The sequence below is a fragment of the Vibrio sp. JC009 genome (assembly GCF_029016485.1).
Classification (GTDB): Bacteria; Pseudomonadota; Gammaproteobacteria; order Enterobacterales; family Vibrionaceae; genus Vibrio.
This window is the reverse complement of sequence record NZ_CP092107.1, coordinates 859,856-878,077: the sequence shown is the minus strand read 5'-3', so window position 1 is coordinate 878,077 and position 18,222 is coordinate 859,856. Positions and strand designations below refer to the sequence as shown.

The 18,222-nt window shown below is 46.2% G+C and carries 13 protein-coding genes; 4 read left to right on the top strand and 9 right to left on the bottom strand.

Going from position 1 to position 18,222, the window contains the following annotated elements:
• Positions 1-174 precede the first annotated feature (174 nt).
• From L3Q72_RS18755 to L3Q72_RS18740, 4 genes are all read left to right on the top strand, one after another.
• Positions 175-1,503 carry a carbohydrate porin gene (locus L3Q72_RS18755; protein ID WP_275133686.1) on the top strand — a complete coding sequence of 443 codons (1,329 nt, stop codon included), beginning with the start codon at positions 175-177 and terminating at the stop codon, positions 1,501-1,503.
• Between the two features lie 67 nt (positions 1,504-1,570).
• Positions 1,571-2,425, top strand: a complete 855-nt coding sequence (locus tag L3Q72_RS18750; RefSeq protein ID WP_275133685.1) for a MalM family protein — start codon at positions 1,571-1,573, stop codon at positions 2,423-2,425.
• A 605-nt stretch (positions 2,426-3,030) separates the two neighbouring features.
• Positions 3,031-4,974: a hypothetical protein gene (locus L3Q72_RS18745; protein WP_275133684.1), complete on the top strand. Its 1,944-nt coding sequence runs from the start codon at positions 3,031-3,033 to the stop codon at positions 4,972-4,974.
• A gap of 241 nt (positions 4,975-5,215) precedes the next feature.
• Positions 5,216-6,346: a tetratricopeptide repeat protein gene (locus L3Q72_RS18740; protein WP_275133683.1), complete on the top strand. Its 1,131-nt coding sequence runs from the start codon at positions 5,216-5,218 to the stop codon at positions 6,344-6,346.
• 86 nt (positions 6,347-6,432) lie between these two features.
• Here the strand turns inward: L3Q72_RS18740 and sstT are convergent, their stop codons facing one another.
• The 9 genes from sstT to malT form a co-directional block, all read right to left on the bottom strand.
• Positions 6,433-7,653, bottom strand: a complete 1,221-nt coding sequence (gene sstT, locus L3Q72_RS18735; protein ID WP_275133682.1) for a serine/threonine transporter SstT — start codon at positions 7,651-7,653, stop codon at positions 6,433-6,435.
• A 407-nt stretch (positions 7,654-8,060) separates the two neighbouring features.
• Complete coding sequence (gene rsgA / locus L3Q72_RS18730; protein WP_275133681.1) at positions 8,061-9,104, bottom strand: ribosome small subunit-dependent GTPase A; 1,044 nt, start codon at positions 9,102-9,104, stop codon at positions 8,061-8,063.
• 252 nt (positions 9,105-9,356) lie between these two features.
• Positions 9,357-11,123, bottom strand: coding sequence for a diguanylate cyclase (locus tag L3Q72_RS18725; protein ID WP_275133680.1), 1,767 nt, complete (start codon positions 11,121-11,123; stop codon positions 9,357-9,359).
• 89 nt (positions 11,124-11,212) lie between these two features.
• A complete protein-coding gene (locus tag L3Q72_RS18720) occupies positions 11,213-11,659 on the bottom strand; it encodes a copper chaperone PCu(A)C (RefSeq protein ID WP_275133679.1) in 447 nt (148 codons plus the stop codon).
• On the bottom strand, positions 11,660-12,277 hold the full coding sequence (locus L3Q72_RS18715; protein WP_275133678.1) for an SCO family protein: 618 nt from the start codon (positions 12,275-12,277) through the stop codon (positions 11,660-11,662).
• Positions 12,274-12,699 carry a hypothetical protein gene (locus L3Q72_RS18710; RefSeq protein WP_275133677.1) on the bottom strand — a complete coding sequence of 142 codons (426 nt, stop codon included), beginning with the start codon at positions 12,697-12,699 and terminating at the stop codon, positions 12,274-12,276. Before L3Q72_RS18710 ends, L3Q72_RS18715 begins: the two co-directional genes overlap by 4 nt.
• Positions 12,700-12,782: 83 nt before the next feature.
• Positions 12,783-13,697, bottom strand: coding sequence for a DUF368 domain-containing protein (locus L3Q72_RS18705; protein ID WP_275133676.1), 915 nt, complete (start codon positions 13,695-13,697; stop codon positions 12,783-12,785).
• A gap of 551 nt (positions 13,698-14,248) precedes the next feature.
• Complete coding sequence (locus L3Q72_RS18700; RefSeq protein WP_275133675.1) at positions 14,249-14,932, bottom strand: hypothetical protein; 684 nt, start codon at positions 14,930-14,932, stop codon at positions 14,249-14,251.
• Positions 14,933-14,954: 22 nt separating this feature from the next.
• Positions 14,955-17,663, bottom strand: a complete 2,709-nt coding sequence (gene malT / locus L3Q72_RS18695; protein WP_275133674.1) for an HTH-type transcriptional regulator MalT — start codon at positions 17,661-17,663, stop codon at positions 14,955-14,957.
• Positions 17,664-18,222 lie beyond the last annotated feature (559 nt).

Below are 18,222 nucleotides of genomic sequence, written 5' to 3'. Positions count from 1 at the left end.
AGGGTGGAGGAAGTCACCCTTAGCGCTTTTTCTTAAGATCTCCACCGTTGAAACAAACCGGGGGGAGGCAACTCCCAAACTTACCTCATTTTGGTTAACGCTTTTTTACTGCCTATTTGAGCGGATACCAAGAAAGGGATGAATACAATAATTAGTCGTTCAGGAGTTAACGATATGAAAAAAGTAAGCGTAATTGCTGCTGCAGTAGTGGGTGCTCTATTGTCAGGAAATGCTTTAGCAGAAGACAAAGTTGCACAGGGTTGGACAGTAAACGGATATGCTCACCTTTTGTACAATGCTGGGGAGTCACTGAAGCGAGAGCATACCTGGGAACACCGTCGTGACTATCGTGCTGCGGGTGCACCGTTTTCTGCAAACCCGAACCAGGTAGAGTTTACGGTTACTCGTGGTGATAACTTTGATAATGGTGCCTGGGCTAAGTACGTTCTTCAGATGGAATATGGTAACCACGAAGACGGTAACGGCCGTGGCTTCTACCACTCTTCTTCGGGTAACGAAGGTCATCTTCAGTCAGGTAACCTTGAAGCTAAACAAGCTTATATCGAACTGGGTGATCTATCATTTTTTGACGAAGGTATGAGCATCTGGGCTGGTCAGAGAAAACTGAACCGTCAGGCTGGTATTATCACTAAAGAATTCTGGAAGCAGTCATCAGGTGTAGGTGGTGGTTTTGCCTACAATGATATGGGTGTTGCAATTGTTTCTGCCGATCCAGGTGCGGGTAGCTGTACATATAGTGGCGCTGAAGCGAACGACAAAAACTGCAAGCTAACCAGCGATGGTAAGAGTACCACTCTGAACTCACTGAACATGTGGCTGTATTCTGTGGAAGGCCTTGGTGGTCGTTTTGATTTTGACTTCAAAATGGCTAACAGAGCAAATACAGATAAATCTACCTCAGCTGAAGATGGTTTTGGCGGAAGCATCACCTATAGCCGTGATTACTATGGTTTTGATGGCTGGTCTACAACAGCGTTTGCATATGGCGAAGGCATTCTGGCAAACCGTGGTGTGAACTTTGGTCAGTTCGCTGTATACAATGACAATGACCGTGGCTTCTTCTTCACTTCTTACGGTGTAGCGAATGTGACTGAAAACCTGCAGATCGGTACAGAAATCGCTATGTGGAATCTGGATAACAAAGACGGCGATGATGTGTGGGGTACAGAGAGTGTAAACCGTACCATTATTGGTGTGACTCCTTCTTATAAAGTGAATGAGAACTTCCGTTGGGAAGGTACATTGACTTATGCGGTAGAAACTCTTGGTGATGATGGAGACTGGGGTCGCGAAAAAGACGCAACGTCGTTCTACACAGCAACTCTGGCACCAGTGTTTACTGTAAATGCTGACTACTGGGGTCGCCCACAAATTAAGCCTTACGTTTCTTACATGGGCTCAAGCGATGATGGTTATACCTGGAGCGACGGTAATACAGGTGATGAAACCCGCTTTGGCGTAGAAGCTGAAATCTGGTTCTAATCAACAGAAATTAGTTGTAATAAAAACAGGCAGTCTCAGGGCTGCCTTTATTTTCAGGAGTCAAACTATGAGAAAATTTGCTGTATTGTCATTGTTGCCTTTAAGTCTGCTGGGCTGCTCTAACATGACATCTAATGAAAATCTTGTGGCGGACGCTATTGTTAGTGAGCAGGTTTGCTGTACATCTTTGTCAGATTTTCCATGGATTGCTCTGAAAAAAGCAGATTCATTTCAGTTTGAGATTAATGAGGCTGCACCTGTCTGGGGATTTGAAGGTGGTAAAAGTTATCTTTCTGCCTTTGAGTTTTCGGAGTATTCAGGTGTCGTCAGATTAACCCTGCGAAGCCGCATGAACAAAGGCCGGGTATTTGCACCATCCATTGACCTACTGGATGGTAACTATGAAGTGAAAAAGACGGTTAGTCCTGAGGAGTTTCAGGTGCGTTTTTCTGATGCTCTGTTGGGAAACAGGTATGAGATGACGCTGAAAGTAGATACCAATAAAACACCTTATATGGTGGTTTATACCGATGCAGAAAATATAGGACAGGAAATCACTATTCCGCATCCGGCAAAAGTAAGGGCGAAAGAAAGCGGGGCACCTATGCCGATTGCTACTGATCCTAAGTATCTATTTTCTTACACCGGTGAGCTTGACCTGGAATTTGAAACTCTTTCACTGAGCGGATATAAGAGTAAGCAGAAACAAAAATCGGAGAGAGAAGCCTCTCCATCCAAGGCCACTGAAGTTAAAGCCCAGATAAAACCTTTGATGGATACACAGAACTACTATCATAACTCTATCAGGGCAGCGATTAAGGCCAATGACATCCCAAAAGCCCTAAGCCTGCTGGATGAAGCCAAGGCCCTGAACGTAGAAGGTGCTCAGGAAGCCTTTGTAAAAGCCCTAAACAACAGATAGTTTTTTATTTCCATATCAAATAAAGATTCCGGGAATTGCCAGAACGCTCGTGTCCAGGCAATTTTCGGAATAACAGTTTCAGATTTCCATTTCCACATCCAATACTGCTGAGCACTTTTCTTCGATTTTTTTACTCAGTAATACCAATCCCAGTAATTAGCTGTTCAGTGATTGCGCAGGAAAAATCGCTAAGAGCAAGGCAAAATTTGCAGTAACTAGTGGATCTAATTACAAAAATTTTAACGCAGCTATTAGCGATTTTGACAAGCAAGGATGAACAGATAATTGCTGGGATTGGTATAAACCACCGTCGAACTTTCCGCCATTTATCCTGCGCTGGTGGCTAGTCACACCGATAAAATAAAATTACATATACAGCTCAATCATTGAGTGTGATTTTGCTCCCATTTCTGGTGGTTAGAGTAAAAAGTCTTTATGTGTCCTTGTCTTTTAAGGCTTTTCTTAAGCGATTAAGATTGATTGATATCAATTGAAAATGTAATAAATAGCTCAATTAATATAATTATAATTTATTTAAGACTTGATTTTACGTATGCTTTTTAAGCGCTAACGTTCTGCTAAAAAGTGAGTATGGGATTATGAAGTTGTCTATTAATACAAAAATGAAAAATACTCTGGTTGGTGCTGCTGTTCTTGTCGCTCTGTATGGATGCGGCGGAGGAGGCAGCTCAGATTCGAATACAGGTACATCGTCTCTTTCAGGTCAGGCAGCGGATGGTTACCTGTTTAATGCCAATGTCTGTCTGGACTTAAATGATAATAAGGTTTGTGACGCGTCAGATCCCACCGTTGTGACGGGAAGCAATGGTGAGTTCACCATTAACGGACTTACTCAGGAGGAGATAGATAATCACAGCCTGATCGTTGAGGTCGTCAAAGATGTCACCGTGGATCAGGATAACCCAAACACACCCGTTGATGGAAACTACTCTCTGACGGCACCTGTGGGCTACACCTTTGTCAGTCCGATTTCCACAATGGTTCAGAGTGAGATTGAGTCATCTTCTTCCGTAGATCTGGCGGCCGCTGAAGAAGCGATTAAAACTCAGTTAGGCCTGGATATTGATCCGCAGGAAAACTACGTAGCGAAGAAACAGAGCAGCGATACAAATGAGCAGAAAGCTTATAAGCAGCTTCACCAGGTTGCTCAGATAGCGGCAACGCTAATGAAAAACAGCGAATCAGACTTTGACAGCGATCCAGGATCTGCGCAGGGCATCAGCACAGAAGAAAAACTGGAGTGGATCGCCGAGAAGGTTTCCGAAAGGCTGGAAACCATCGCTGAGCAAGTGATTGAAACCGATGACGACAATGTGTCAGCGGCCAGTTTTATCTCGACACTGGAACAAGACACGGACTTCAGTTTTGAGGTGAGTGATGCGAAAAGCGAAATCGAAATAAAGAGAGAGCTGCAGCTAGCCAGTGCATCAGAACTTCTGACAACGGTAACCTCTGATGGCGTCTTCAGCTATAGTGCCTGGCACAACAATAATTACCTGCGCGCTTTCTATAACAACTTTAAGCTAACAACGTCATCCGATATCAGTAACGCATACGAAGATGCGGGTGTTGAGTATCAGTACAACGGCACATCCTGGGATCTTCGGGCAGAAAACGGTATTAATATGGTGCTGACTTCGTCTGGCTGGCAAGAAGTGGATGAGGATTTCTATATCAGCGTGAATGAGGTGACCGGCGAGGTTACCCTGACGAATCCAACATATTCAGAAATGGTTGAGCGCTTTACCGCAAACAAGGTGCCTCTCTCTGGCAAAAATATCGCTGATGTGCTGAAGGCAGCTGATTTCAGAGCGGCAAAATGGGCAAATTTTGTTGATGAGTCTATCAGTTTTTCCGATTCCGGCTCTGTCGGTTACAGGATGGAGTTTGTCCAGCTCTATGACAGATATGAGCTCTGGCAGCATAACTGCTCTGCCAATGAGCTTTCAAACGGCAGTGGCGTCTGTTATCAGGTCTGGATGGCTGGCCAGTATGGCGGATACGCTCTGGCTCTGAGTGACCTGCTGTCAGCTTCTGCTGCAACAAGCGCTGCGGATGCAAAAGGGCCGTATGTTTCGCATTATGAATCTGACTCTGGTGTTCAGGGCTATGTTTTTGCAGAAATGGTCAACAACAGCAGCAAGCTGGTTAACTTCTATGTGGTCACTGAGAATTCACAGGGGCACATGAATCATAGTGACGGTGAAATTCTGGCTACCGGTAATTGGGAAGTTCGTCAGATAAAGGGTGAAACCATGTATGTGGTGCCGTTGCCGCCAAGTATCCGCCGTTACTCAGATGATGACGATATCGCCCGTATCTTTGTAGTGCATGAAAATGCCGATAATATCACCATGGTACACAGCGGAGAGTTTGAGCCGCGTTATACGCTGGAAGAGCAGGAGATGATCTTCAACAAAGCAGCTCATGATGAGATTATGGCGGCTTTCAGTAAAACTAAATTCTGTGCGGTACAGACAGCAACAAAGCAGGGCAATCCTTCTCAGGCTTCTGATGAGTGCCCATAAACGGCAAGAAGATCACAAACGAATCCACGCCTAATTCTAAGCGCACATCAGGTGCGCTTATTTTGTTGGATTTTTATTGATTTATAAGATAATTTTGCCACTATTACGTATTCTGAAAATAAGTTCGGCTTCTAAAGTTTTACAGGTAAAACCAATAGTTAGATATAGGTTATACTTAACTATACGTTCTGGTTGCCGATAACTTATCAATAACCCGGTATTTTTACGACTAAGTGAACTAATGACTATGATGACTATCGTTTTATCCGCGACAGGTATTGCTTTTCTGGTCATCATCGGATGGATGGCGATGCTGTCTGGCAGAAAGAAAAAGCTCGCTATGGAAAAGCTGGAGCGGGAAAGAGCTTACCGTAAAGCGATCGAACGGCAGAGGGAGCAGGAAAAACAAGAGCGGCTGTTCAAAGCGGAAACCGGTCATGTTCCTACCCAGCTTTATCTGGCAAAAGAAAGTGAAATCCACAATCCGAGAGAAGCCCTTTACTGGTATGAGCGTGCCGCTATGCAGGACAATGAAATTGCCATGTATGGTGTGGTGCGTGTCTGTGCCAGAGCAAAAGAGGATGTTGTACTAAAACAGAAATCTCACTTCTGGCAGATTGCTATCGAGGCGCATAACGGCTCTCCCCGCGCCAAGTTCGAAATGGGTAAAGCCCTAATCAGCGGGATTGGTGTTGATATCAACATCGAGAAGGGAATCCAGGTTATTGAAGAAGTGGCCAATGATGGCAATGCAGGAGCTCAGGTTTTTATGGGCGACTGGTATATTGCTGAATCGAACAAAGATCCTAAACCGAAACTCTCGGCAGAATGGCATTTCCGGGCTGCGCAGCAAAACAATACCGATGCCCAGGTGAAACTTGGAATTCATTATCGTGACGGTGTTGGAGTGACCAAAAATATTACCCGGGCTATTTACTGGTTTGAAGTGGCAGGTGAAAGGGGAAGTGCTGAAGGTCAGTACTTTGCCGGTGATACCTGGATTGGAAGAGGCTCTAAGGGTAACGCTATCGCTTACTTATGGCTGTATCTTGCAGCGCACTTTGGCTGGGAGCCGGCAAAATCAAAACGCGATGATTTAGGTAATATTCTGGGTGTAGATGGCGTTGTGGGTCTGCAGTCTATGGCGAAGCCACTGGTGAAGAAATTAACTGAAGGCGCGCTTGAGAAACACTCACTAATTAATGCACTCAACAAGCTATACAAAAGAGACAGCTACTTCCCTGAAAGGGACGGTAACGAGTTTATGACAGCCGGCCCCGAAACGCAGGAGCCTAATGGCGAGAAGGAAAGTAAAGACAGCGAGTCAAATCTGGACTTTTCAATGTCGCCGATGAACAAAAGTGATTTCTAAGCATAACGAGCGGTACAGACAGGAATGACAAACATAAAAAAAGCTTCAGCCTTAGCTGAAGCTTTTTTAGTAAAACCAATTAAGGCTTATGCGTTGTTCTGGTGTTCTGACTGACAAACAGCAGCGGTGAACACAACATCTGTTGAACTGTTCAGGGCTGTTTCAGCAGAATCCTGAAGTACGCCGATGATAAAGCCAACACCAACAACCTGCATAGCAACGTCGTTAGAGATACCGAACAGGCTACATGCCAGCGGGATAAGTAGCAGAGAGCCACCTGCAACGCCAGATGCACCACATGCAGAAACTGCAGCAACAACACTTAGCAGAAGTGCAGTAGCGATATCTACTTCGATACCCATTGTGTGTACAGCAGCAAGAGTCAGTACTGTGATTGTGATTGCAGCACCGGCCATGTTGATAGTTGCGCCCAGAGGGATAGATACAGAGTAAGTATCTTCATCCAGTTCCAGCTTCTCACAAAGCGCCATGTTTACCGGAATGTTTGCTGCACTTGAACGAGTGAAGAATGCCGTTACGCCACTTTCACGCAGGCAACGGAATACAAGCGGGTATGGGTTCTGTTTAGTTTTAACGTAAACGATGATTGGGTTAACAATCAGAGCGATAATCAGCATTGCACTTAGAAGTACAACAAGAAGCTGAGCGTAACCAGCCAGAGCGCCGAAACCAGTAGTTGCGATAGTTTTTGCTACCAGGCCGAAGATACCGAATGGTGCCAGGCGGATGATAAAGCGAACGATCTGAGACACGCCGTGGCTCAGGTCTTCAAATACAGTTTTTGTGGTTGCAGATGCGTGGTGAAGTGCGATACCAAGACCTACAGCCCAAACAAGAATACCGATGTAGTTAGCTTCTTTCAGAGCGTTGATTGGGTTATCAACCAGCTTGAAAAGAAGTGTGTTAAGTACTTCAGCAATACCCTGTGGAGGAGTAGTACCTTCAGCACCGGCAACAAGAGTCAGCGTTGTAGGGAACGCAAAGCTAAGCATTACCGCAGTAAATGCCGCAGCCAGTGTACCGATCAGGTAAAGTGTGATGATCGGACGCATGAAAGTGTGCTGGCCTTTTTTCTGATTTGCGATAGAAGCTGCTACCAGAATGAATACCAAAATGGGTGCAACAGCTTTCAGAGCGCCAACAAAAAGACTACCAAGCAGACCTACGTCTTTAGCGGCTTCTGGTGAAACTACGGCGATAAGTGCGCCAAGAACAATACCAACCAGGATCTGGAGAACCAGATTACCTTCGGCATATCTTGCGATGAGTGTGTTTTCGTTTTGCATGGGATTTCCTAATAGTATTTTGTATTTTTATAGCTGATTCTTCTCAAATAGCTGCCGTATAGCAGCTGTTAATCGTAATCAGGCTGTCACATTCTAATGTCTGTAGTGAAACTGTCTACTATTAAAACAATAAATAATGAATAAAATGATCCCGCGTTGATTTTGCAGTAGTTAATCTTGTTGATTTGCATAAGGTTGGATGAAAAATAGTCATCCCTGTCATTTTCTTACAGGGACAGGCACCTTAAAGTTTTCAGCGGAGGTGAGCAGAAGTAGATAGGGTTGTTTCGGAGTAAAACCTATTTTTCAGGGAAGAAAAATTGGAGCCTACATGGACGTACTTGCGGCGGTTTTACGGAGAAATAACCCTATTTACTTCGTTATGCGAAGATCTTATAACGTTCTTATCAATAGCCCTTCTTCCGCATTCGCGTCTCTGCGGTTACGGTTTTTACGAACTTGCCAAATTTACGGTTTTTCTCATGCAGTTCTGCAAGAGTTGCCCCGTTTCTGGCTTGTTCCCTAAGCAGTTTGAAGTAGTTATTTACCCGTCTGATATCCACTTCTCCACTTTCGATAGCTGCCTGAACGGCGCATCCCGGTTCGGACTGATGCTGGCAGTCTGAAAAACGGCATTGCGATGCAAGCTCTTCGATATCGCTGAAGGTTTCCTGCACGCCGTGTTCGCAGTCTGCGATTTGCAGCTCCCTCATTCCTGGGGTGTCGATCAGGATCCCGCCTGAGCTGAGAAAATGGATTGTCCGGGAAGTGGTTGTGTGCCTTCCTTTATCATCATCTTCTCTGATCCCCTGAGTTTTCTGCTCTTCATGCCCGGTGAGCGTATTAATCAGGGTGGATTTGCCTACGCCGGATGAGCCGATAAATGCGACGGTTTTGCCAGTTTTACACCATGCATCTAAAGCTTTAACCGATTCCGGATCCAGTCCGTTAACGGTTTCTGCCATCAGCAGAGGATCAAGGCTCATTACCTGAGCTTTCTTTTCGTCACTGTCATCACAAAGGTCTGCCTTGGTCAGAACGATTACCGCTTCGACTTGAACTTCGTTTGCGACAGCCAGATAACGCTCGATACGGCTGAGATTAAAATCCTGATTCAGAGAGCAGACAATAAATACCGTATCGATATTGGCGGCAATTAACTGCTGCGCCAATTTGCTTCCTGCTGCCTTGCGGCTAAACAGAGATAACCGGTCAAGCATACGGATAAACTCGCCGTCATCACTGAGAAGTACCCAGTCTCCGACAGTCATATCAGGCAGGCTGCTGCGTATCGGCAGAATGGTTTTTCCCTGCTCTGAAAGCAGTTCATAACCGCTGCGGTGATGCGCGGTGACACGTGCGATAACCGTCTGTTCGTAATCCGCTAAAGTCAGTTGTTGCTGAAAAAAAGGTTGCCAGCCAAGCTGGTGTAAATTTAAGTTTGAATTCATTTCTGTAAACCCCGGACACACTTGTGCCAGTAGTCGTTTTACTTAAGGGGCGAATGAGTCATTACTGTGCCCCGGTTATTTTAGCACCGGGTAAAAGGAAGGTGAGAGCGGGTCTCTTTGAAGAAATAGTGAGAAGATTAACTAATCTCTTATGCCTTAACCTTTACCGGGTGGATATTTCTTACAATCATCTTTGTTCCTCCATAGGATTGGTTTCTGTTGCGATAAATCTAAGTTGATAATAGCAGAATATCAGTGTGTGTAAATTTGTTCATATAAAACGACTCTGTTTTTTCCGCTCCGCTTGGCTTTGTATAAGGCTTCATCCGCTCTTGAGACTATGATCTCCAGATTATCGTCCGGTTGTACCTGATAGACACCAAGGCTGACAGTGACGTCCTCCATGCCGCCAAGTTCAGGGTGTTCTGCAACGAACTGTGAAAAACCGGTGCGCACCCGCTCTGCAATGACTTTACTCTGATCCAGAGTGGAGCCGGGCAGGATAATTGAGAATTCCTCTCCTCCAAAACGACAGCCGTAATCAGTACTTCGTATATTGTGACTGATGGAAAGGGCCAGACATCTCAGCACTTCGTCTCCGCTCAGGTGTCCATAGGTGTCGTTGTGAGTTTTAAAGTTGTCGATATCCATAATGACAAAGCACAGGCCCTGCTCATAGCGGGATGAAAACTGCATTTCTCTGAGCAGAATTTCCTGCATATAACCTTTGTTGTACAGACCGGTCAGGCCATCGATGCGTGATGCTTTTTTAAAGTGCTCTTCGCTGACTTTGAGCTGTTGGTTTGTTGCTTCCAGCACTTTTATACGGTGTCCGATACCGATAGCAAAAAGGATGGATTCGCCCACAGGTCCGAACGAGAAGATAATTTCACTTTTTATGTAAAGATCGATCATCCCCAGGTGCCAAAGCATGTAAACCGTACCTGTGCCCGCCATAAATGACAGCGCGAGAATAAAGTATTTGGCGGATTCTAAGCCTTTGTTTAAGCGGTCAAAGGCGATGATGAAATAGCTGACCAGCCCGGACAGGCCCAGAACATAAACAAGAATAGCGGCATAGGCATTCAGTGACAGAGCCGCAAAGAGCAAGACTAAAATGAGAGCGCTTTTATAGATGTTAAACAGGATGTGTATCGTTCTGTTTGCCCGGGTTAAGCCGAAAAAGCTGGCGGTGAACTTTATCGAACAGTACATCAGGATGACCAGTGAAACCCATTCGAGCAACTGACTTAACTTAGGGCTGACGTCCAGTAGCATGGGGATGTATCCGCTGATAAAAAGCGAATAGGTCAGACATGAAAGCATATAGGCGACGTAATAGATGAAGATGCGCCGCCTGGTGGAGAAAAAGAGAAATAAATTGTAGAGAGAAATGCTGAGGATCGCGCCACAAATCAGGCCATAAAGGGCATAGTCTACAACGGTATTTGAAGCAAACTCTCCCAGCGAACGGATATGTATCGGTGCCACAGTCGGGCCGAAATAGGAGAGCTTCAGATAGTAATCTGCCCGTGAAGAAGTCGGGTCTATCCGGTAACTGGCGTTTCGCAGGAATTGACCGGAATCTGGTGATTCCAGAGGCTTTAACCTGGGCAGAAGCTCTGCCTGATTGTTGTGAACCTTGTAAAGTCGGGTCTGCTCTATGATTGGGTTTTCAACGGATAGTACCCAGAAGGGAGTCTGGTGACTGTCTTCTTTTGAGCGTACTTTTATATGAATCCATATCGCTTCTGGTTCCCCGTTAATTGCTATCAGGCCCCGGTCCGGGGGTGAAAAGTGGTTTGAATAGCGGGGTGAGATAACCTGCTCTATGGTGAGTTTTCCATCCGGATCCCGTAACACCTCTATATTTTCCGCAGGGATAATGCCGCCTTTGAGGATGTACAGAGGCAGAGTGTCCGCCTGAGCGACAGGCATACTGACCATCCAGCAAAGCAAAAGACTTAGCTGGAGACAAGCCCGCATCAACGCAGAAATATAACGCCTGTTACTTTCCATACAAACAGCATAATCACATCAAAGAATAGACGCTGGCAGTGTATCATACGGCATCTTGTTTAGATTGATTTAGCGCTGAAAATAGGAAATTAGTGCTTCATTTTCATGCCTTTCATCACTTTTACTACCGGAGCGGTAAAAGTCTGACTCTGGCCGTTTTTATAATTCACGGTAACTTCTATTTCTTCGCCTTCAGTAAATGTCTGTTGCAGCTCAAACAGCATAATATGCAGGCTTCCGGGTTTCAAAACGGTTTTCCCATTAGCCGGAATCACTATTTCCGGAATCTGCCGCATCTTCATTACGTCACCGTCCATGATGTGATCATGCAGCTCTACTTTTCCGGCAGCCGGTGTTGAAGCTGAGATTATTGCCCGATCCTGGCTAGCGTTATTTTTTAGAGTCATAAAGACGGCACTTGCCGGAGCGCTTGGCGGCATTGCCCGGGCATAGGGTTTATGGATCTCTATACCGCTGCCTGCGAAAGTAAAGCTACTGGTTAACAGAGTAAGTAAAATCAGTCCGCTGCGTTGCATTTATAGGCTCCTCTCTTTAAGTAATTTTCTCATTTGATCGGATATCGGCGTGGGTTCCAGCGTATGAGGAATACTGGTAATCAGGGTTCCGTCTGGCTCTAAGAAATAAAAATAGGAAGAGTGGTCGACAACATAACCAATCGCAGAGTCTGGCAGTTCTGTCTTTTTAAATATAACGCCATACTTGTCGGCCAATGCTCTGGTGAGGGCCATAGGTGCTGAGAATCCGTCAATGGATTTATGGAAATACCGGGCATATTGAGTTGTTCGTGCCGAGTCATCCCGTTCAGGATCTATGGTGATATACATAGGCCAGAAGTTTGCCAACTGCTCATCACTGAACTCGTTTAATGCGCCACCAAGCATGGCAAGAGAGGTAGGGCAAACATCCGGACAGCGCGTATAGCCAAAATAGGCAATCCGGATCCGTTTATCTTCAGGGTCAAAAATATGAACCGGCTGGTTATCCTTATCATTGAAAACCGGATCGGCAACCATGGCCTCGATAGCAGCCTGAGCTCTTTCTGCTTCAATCTGCTTTTGGCTTTCCAGATATAGCTTAGCGCTGTAGCCCATAACAAAGGCAACAACAATAATTAGTGACCAGTTCTTACTCATCTTTCCATCCTGATTGCAACAGAAACACTGTTTTTGTTATCTGAAATTGTGCCCACCCAGGTCATTTTTTCAAAAGTGCAGACCGGGAGCAGCAGGGTAGTTTGATAGTGGCCGTCAGGTAAGCGGTCAGCTTTGTACCTGGCGATGCCCATATTCATCTCCAGCCCTTCCAGCTTAATAGCCAGATCTTCAGAAGTTTGTTCCGGCCAGACGATAGTTAATTTGCTTGGGACCAGAGGTTGTGTGAAATCATGCTCAAGCGTCATCGTTACCTGATTCTGAGTACAGGGTAGGGTGGAGAGCATGCAGTAGCCTGAAAGGTCAAAGCCTTCCTGTGCTCCCCGCAGCTGTTTTACCAGATCGGGAGCGTAGAAACCGGCAATAAGAGCCAGACAGACTAATAGCGGTTTAACAAATTTCATAAGCCAACAAAGTGTTATCAATAAGTTGCAATATTAACATATTAGCAAACTTTTAACGTGATAACGCTCTGATGGTCAAAGTATTATTCTTTGTCAGCGAATTTTTCCAGGCTAAGAACCAGGATGATCGCAACCAGCATCATGGAAACGGCCAGCAGTAACTGGGAGGGCTGGGAGGTCACGGATTCAAACTCAGCCGGAAACAGGTTTTCCTGCAAAAGAGGCACCTGTTCACCGTGGGAGTTGGTTCTCCAGCTAATGGTTTGCTTCCATGGCCAGATTTTTGGCAGTGTGCCTATCATCAGCCCGGTCAGGAACATAAGTGTTGAATCCCGGAAACGCTTTAACAGCCAGGACAGAAGATGGGAGAAACTCAGCAATCCCAGAACACATCCGCCGGCAAAAAGCATCAGAATATCCACTTGCATGGATTTAGCCGCGCCAAGGATCGGTGCGTACATGCCAAGGAGAAGCAGAATAAAGCTGCCGGATATACCCGGAAGGATCATGGCACAAATAGCGATGCCACCGGCAATCAGAACATTGATACTGGTGGGATCCATCTCCAGCGGTTTGAGCACGGTAATAAAGTAGGCAAAGGCGATCCCCAGCAGTGTGAATACTCCGCGTATCATATCCTTGTGCTCAACCTGGCGGACGATATGCCAGACTGAAACCAGGATCAGACCAAAGAAAAACGACCAAAGCGGAATTGGATGAGTCACCAGTAGCCAGGAGATGAGCTTAGCCAGAGTAAGAATACTCAGAATAACGCCGCTAAACAGGCTGATAAGAAAAAAGCCGTTGATATAGCTAAATGCGGCTTTAAAGCCCTCTTTTTTCCAGATAACCAAAAGCTTAGGGTTAACTCTTCTGATGCTTTCAAGCAGAGTGTCGTAAATACCGGTGATAAAGGCGATTGTACCGCCGGATACGCCAGGGACAACATCTGCCGCTCCCATGGCTATGCCCTTCAGGAATGTCGATAGGTAGTTCATTGGTCCATGCAATTTGATGATTTGAAAGGCGGATTATACAAAACCAGGATTTAAATCCTATTAATACCGCGAAAAAAAGATGAGATCTTTCTGCATAACGCAAAAATAAGAGTATTTATAAAGGGTTTTATTTATAGACAGAAATATCAATTTTGCAATTAAAATATTGGTATTTTGCGAGTGTTTGCATTTTGCGATTTGTATAATGCGAATTTGGTTTAAAAAGTGGCTCAAATTTTACTAACATTAGCTGTTTTATCGCCCTTAAAAGTTGGCACGCTATCTGCATTATATTTGGTGACCCTTCTTAAAGCCGAGGGTCACCTAGCCAACTGACGTTGTTAGTGAATATTAATTGTTCACACTATCTATAAGCCAATCGCAGGAATTTGCGGTTGGCTCTTTTTTTATCTGTCTGCCAACCAACCTGTCTTTTTATTCTATCTCTAGTCTAGTTCCAGTTTAATGAGTATGTTGTAAATAATTAAGAACTGTGACTTTATGCGGGAAAACCGAGCAAATGCTCTAATTCTTTCATTGTAAGGTGAGATCTAGAACGCCCACCAGAACGCCTGATAGAATGTGCTCTTCGCATCCTGCCGGTACTCCAGGCCGTTATTGGTCAGGATTCTGTCAAATGGCCAGGTCATGATTTCCTGTACTGAAGCACGAAGCAGCGGCATATGGCTTACATGTCTTTTATCTGAATAGGGCATTTTCAGTTCGGTATGGATGCCATGTACCCAGGTTGCCAGCTTTTGCCCCATTGGTAACGAAGGCTGCACCGCCAGCAGATTATCAGTGAGCACCAGAGTCCGGCTGACAGGGTCGCAGAATACCATTTTCCTTGGGGTAGTCAGTCCCAGTATTGCCGTCTGATAAAGCTCTCCTTTCCAGAGCTGCGGGGTGTTTCCGGAAAGAGCGCCGTCAAAATTGAGATCGGTTCGTTTCTGGATTGTGGTTGGAGTGGCATAAAAAAGGGCCTGCGGATAAGCAAGCCACCATTCTGAGAGGTGTTGATGGTAAGCCGGGGAGGGAACGATCACTGCCCTGACTTTCCCTATCTTCGACAGCGCTTTTTGCAGTGACGTTGTCAGCTCTATGGGGGAGTGTACGATAAGTGAGTCTTCACTAATCCTGAATAGTACCATGCGGTGAATATGAGTCAGACCGAAACGCCGACAGAGCATATCGGCGTACCAGATTCGACCGGGTTCCCATACGTTCAGTTCCATAGTGTCCCCCGAGTCCTTAGCGTTAATATCCCATCAGCCTGAGCAGGTTTTCTGCCGTCTCAATAGCTTCTTTACGGTTTGCTATGTTGAGTTTCTGATACAGATTCCGGATATGGGTTTTGATGGTGGTCCCGGCAACATCCAGCTCCTGTGCTATCTGCTCGTTACTGAATCCTGAGTAGATAAGCCCCAGCACCTGCCATTCTCGCTGAGTCAGCGGACTGGTTCGTACCAGCTCAGGAATATCCGGGTGATTCACCAGTTTGTCGATAAACTCTTCATCAAAATGCACCGAGCGGCTTCTCTGTTTGCTTGAGATATCCTTGACCAGTTGCTGGGCACGGTGTTTCTCCAGATCGCCCAGCGAGGTTTTGCCGGTCAGCTTTTTCAGAAGAGGCTCAATGGAGGCACCGTCCACCAGGAAGTTACCAATCATGCCTGTCTGGTTGGTCATGCTCAGCGCATGCTGAAGTTTTTCGGTCGCAAGCAGCTCGTCGTCTTCTTTTACAGCCAGCGTTGCTTCAACAATCAGATTCCGGTTGATATCGGTAACCAGATGGTATTTTTCCGCTTCGCTCTGAATAAAGCTCAGTGTTTCTTTCGCTCTCTCTGACTGATTGGTGATGATCTGAGCTCGGGCGATGTTTCTCCACTGTAGCTGCAGGAAGTGGTTACTGGCCTCTGCCGGACGGATGGCGGTTTCCAGCCAGTGCTCCACCGCTTCGGTCTCCCCCCTTGTCTGCCAGTAAAGCAGCAGGGAAAGTGAAGCATTCGCTGTCCAGTCAACGTGGTAGCTTGATTGCTGCATCAGATGCTGGATCTGCTCAATAAAGCGGGTGGCTTTATCCAGCTCACCACGGCCGATTGCGATGCGCGCCAGCATAGAGTATGAGTGAAGGTGCTTGCTCTGATCGATATTGCCCAGAACGTCAATGCCTTTGTAGGCACACTCTTCGGCTTCATCCAGACGGTTCCAGCACCAGAGGATCTGGGCACGGTTTCTCAGCAGGAACTCATGCAGCGGAAGCTGGTGCAGCTTCTGCTCTTCAATCAGCTTAAAGGCGGTATCCTGTAACTCATAAGCTGCCTGTACAAAGCCCTGTGCAAGCAGGATTTCACTCTGTTGCAGCAGTGCCCATAATGCCTGATGGAATAACTGGTATTGCCTTGCCAGTTTTTCTGTCTGCTGCATTAAAGGCAGCGCCCGGTCCAGTTGTCCCATTACGTGGTTGACTTCACCCACGATGGAGGTCGCCACAATCTTACTCCGGTAATCCGTGGGGCTGAGCTGAGTTAACGCCAGCTCTGCCAGTTCAAGCGCCGTATCCGGATCATTATTGTTAATGGCAACCTGCGCTCTTAGCGCATTAATCTGGCCTTTGTCGGCGGTATTGAGTGCAACATTACGCTTTTCTGTCTCTCTTTCCGCCTCTGCCAGCATGTCATTAACATCTGTGTATCTGTGCTGACTCTGTGCCAGCCAGGCTCTTAGCAGCGGAAGCTTCATCTTGCTGTAAAGCTGGTCCTTGGAAAGCTGGTTAATGGCACTTTCCATGGTTTGCAGTTCGCCATGGTTAAACATTTTCCAGCCATGCTCTGTAATGATCCGGGCAATCAGCTCTTCGTTGCCGGCTTTTTGCGCGTGACGCAGAGCCTGATGCGGAATCTTCAGATCCAGCCAGGCTTCAGCTGCGGCCTGATGAAGGCTGTTCTCTTCCTGCGGGATCCGTGACTGCCGTTCATGAGCCAGGAACTCAGCAAACAGGTGGTGGAAGCGGTACCAGTTCTGTTCGCCTTCCAGAGGGTAGATAAACAGGCCGTATTTGTTCAGCGATTCAATCATCGACAGCGCATCTTCGCGCTTTGTTAATGAGCTCACCAGACTGTCGTTAAAGGTGTCCAGTATCGAGCACTGCATCAGAAAATGGCGGGTTTCAGTGTCCAGAATGTCAAACACTTCTTCCACCAGATAATCCCACAAATGAGCGTGGTTAAACTGTGAAACCGACTCGGCAGACTGGGCCAGAGTCTTTCTATGGTGCTGGGCCTGAAGCGCAATCAACTGAAGTGCTGAAGGCCAGCCCTCCACATAAGTTCTCAGGTTTTGCGCCGTAGTATCGTCGATGCCTTCAGATACGCGCTGGTTAAAGAATCGGGTGGTTTCTTCAGTATCAAATGCCAGCAGCTCGTTGCCGATTTCGATCATCAGATCGCGTACGCGAAGGTTGGCTGTTCCCAGCGGCGGCGTGGCGCGGCTGGTTACCACTAAGGTCATATTGTCCGGCATATGTTTCAGGAAAAAACGCATGCCTTCGTGGATCTCGTCTTCTTTGATCAGGTGGTAGTCATCCAGCACCACATAGAACACGCCCTGATAGTGAGCCAGTTCAGCAAACAGCTCACCAAACAGTGACGGTAGTGAAGAAAACTGACGTCTTTCTGCCAGTGTCTGTGAGTTAGGACAACAGCCATCAGTGGCTTTATTGATTGCCTGAACAAAGTAATTGATAAACCTGAAGGTGTCGTTATCACTATCGTCAATGCTGTACCAACCTACAGCGGGTTTATCTGCCAGCCACTGGGCCGCCATGGTGGTTTTGCCATAGCCGGCAGGCGAGCGGAACAGTACCAGTTTGTAAAATGGTGCCTGTTGCAATAGATCCAGAACTCTGGGTCTTAAAATTGCGTTATGTAATCTGCCAGGCCTGGTCAGTTTGGAAGGGATCCACATATTAATCTTTCTTATATTTTATTGCGTGCGGCAATCCTACGTTAATTTGAGTAACTCTGACCACTGCAACTGAGGCAATTGCATGATCTTCGGCACATTTCTGACCCTCTACGCCCCTGTTTTGTGAGTGCGGTCAAATAATGCGCAGGTTTTAGGTGTATATCGAACGCATGCCTGTACATAGTAATAGGGCAGTAACAAAGAGATTGTTTACTGACAACTACTTAGCCCCCCCATTTTGGCAAGTTTAAAAATGGATAGTGTAAACGCGGAAAACTAACAGTGTGACCAGTACAACATTTTTGGGGTAAGGCGGATTTTATTACTTTTTCTGGCTTTAGTTTCTGTACTGGTAGTACTAATAGTTTGATGTGACGCGTGTCACTCATATCAGGGAGGTGAGACCCGTTTTGTGTGATGTGCATCAAAGGCTGAGACGGAGAGGAGTATCTACGCCCTCAATACTACTCCCGTAACATCCATTGGTTAGGAGGATGTTCTGTTTTTTATATAAATGCAGGATACGCCACAGTTAAATTGAATCGAAAAATGAGATTTC

Coding starts and splice junctions, on each gene's coding strand:
- L3Q72_RS18720 (WP_275133679.1), bottom strand. CDS start 11,659: ATGCAACGCAGCGGACTGATTTTACTTACTCTGTTAACCAGTAGCTTT.
- sstT (WP_275133682.1), bottom strand. CDS start 7,653: ATGCAAAACGAAAACACACTCATCGCAAGATATGCCGAAGGTAATCTG.
- L3Q72_RS18755 (WP_275133686.1), top strand. CDS start 175: ATGAAAAAAGTAAGCGTAATTGCTGCTGCAGTAGTGGGTGCTCTATTG.
- L3Q72_RS18710 (WP_275133677.1), bottom strand. CDS start 12,699: ATGAAATTTGTTAAACCGCTATTAGTCTGTCTGGCTCTTATTGCCGGT.
- L3Q72_RS18715 (WP_275133678.1), bottom strand. CDS start 12,277: ATGAGTAAGAACTGGTCACTAATTATTGTTGTTGCCTTTGTTATGGGC.
- L3Q72_RS18740 (WP_275133683.1), top strand. CDS start 5,216: ATGACTATGATGACTATCGTTTTATCCGCGACAGGTATTGCTTTTCTG.
- rsgA (WP_275133681.1), bottom strand. CDS start 9,104: ATGAATTCAAACTTAAATTTACACCAGCTTGGCTGGCAACCTTTTTTT.
- L3Q72_RS18725 (WP_275133680.1), bottom strand. CDS start 11,123: ATGGAAAGTAACAGGCGTTATATTTCTGCGTTGATGCGGGCTTGTCTC.
- L3Q72_RS18705 (WP_275133676.1), bottom strand. CDS start 13,697: ATGAACTACCTATCGACATTCCTGAAGGGCATAGCCATGGGAGCGGCA.
- L3Q72_RS18700 (WP_275133675.1), bottom strand. CDS start 14,932: ATGGAACTGAACGTATGGGAACCCGGTCGAATCTGGTACGCCGATATG.
- malT (WP_275133674.1), bottom strand. CDS start 17,663: ATGTGGATCCCTTCCAAACTGACCAGGCCTGGCAGATTACATAACGCA.
- L3Q72_RS18750 (WP_275133685.1), top strand. CDS start 1,571: ATGAGAAAATTTGCTGTATTGTCATTGTTGCCTTTAAGTCTGCTGGGC.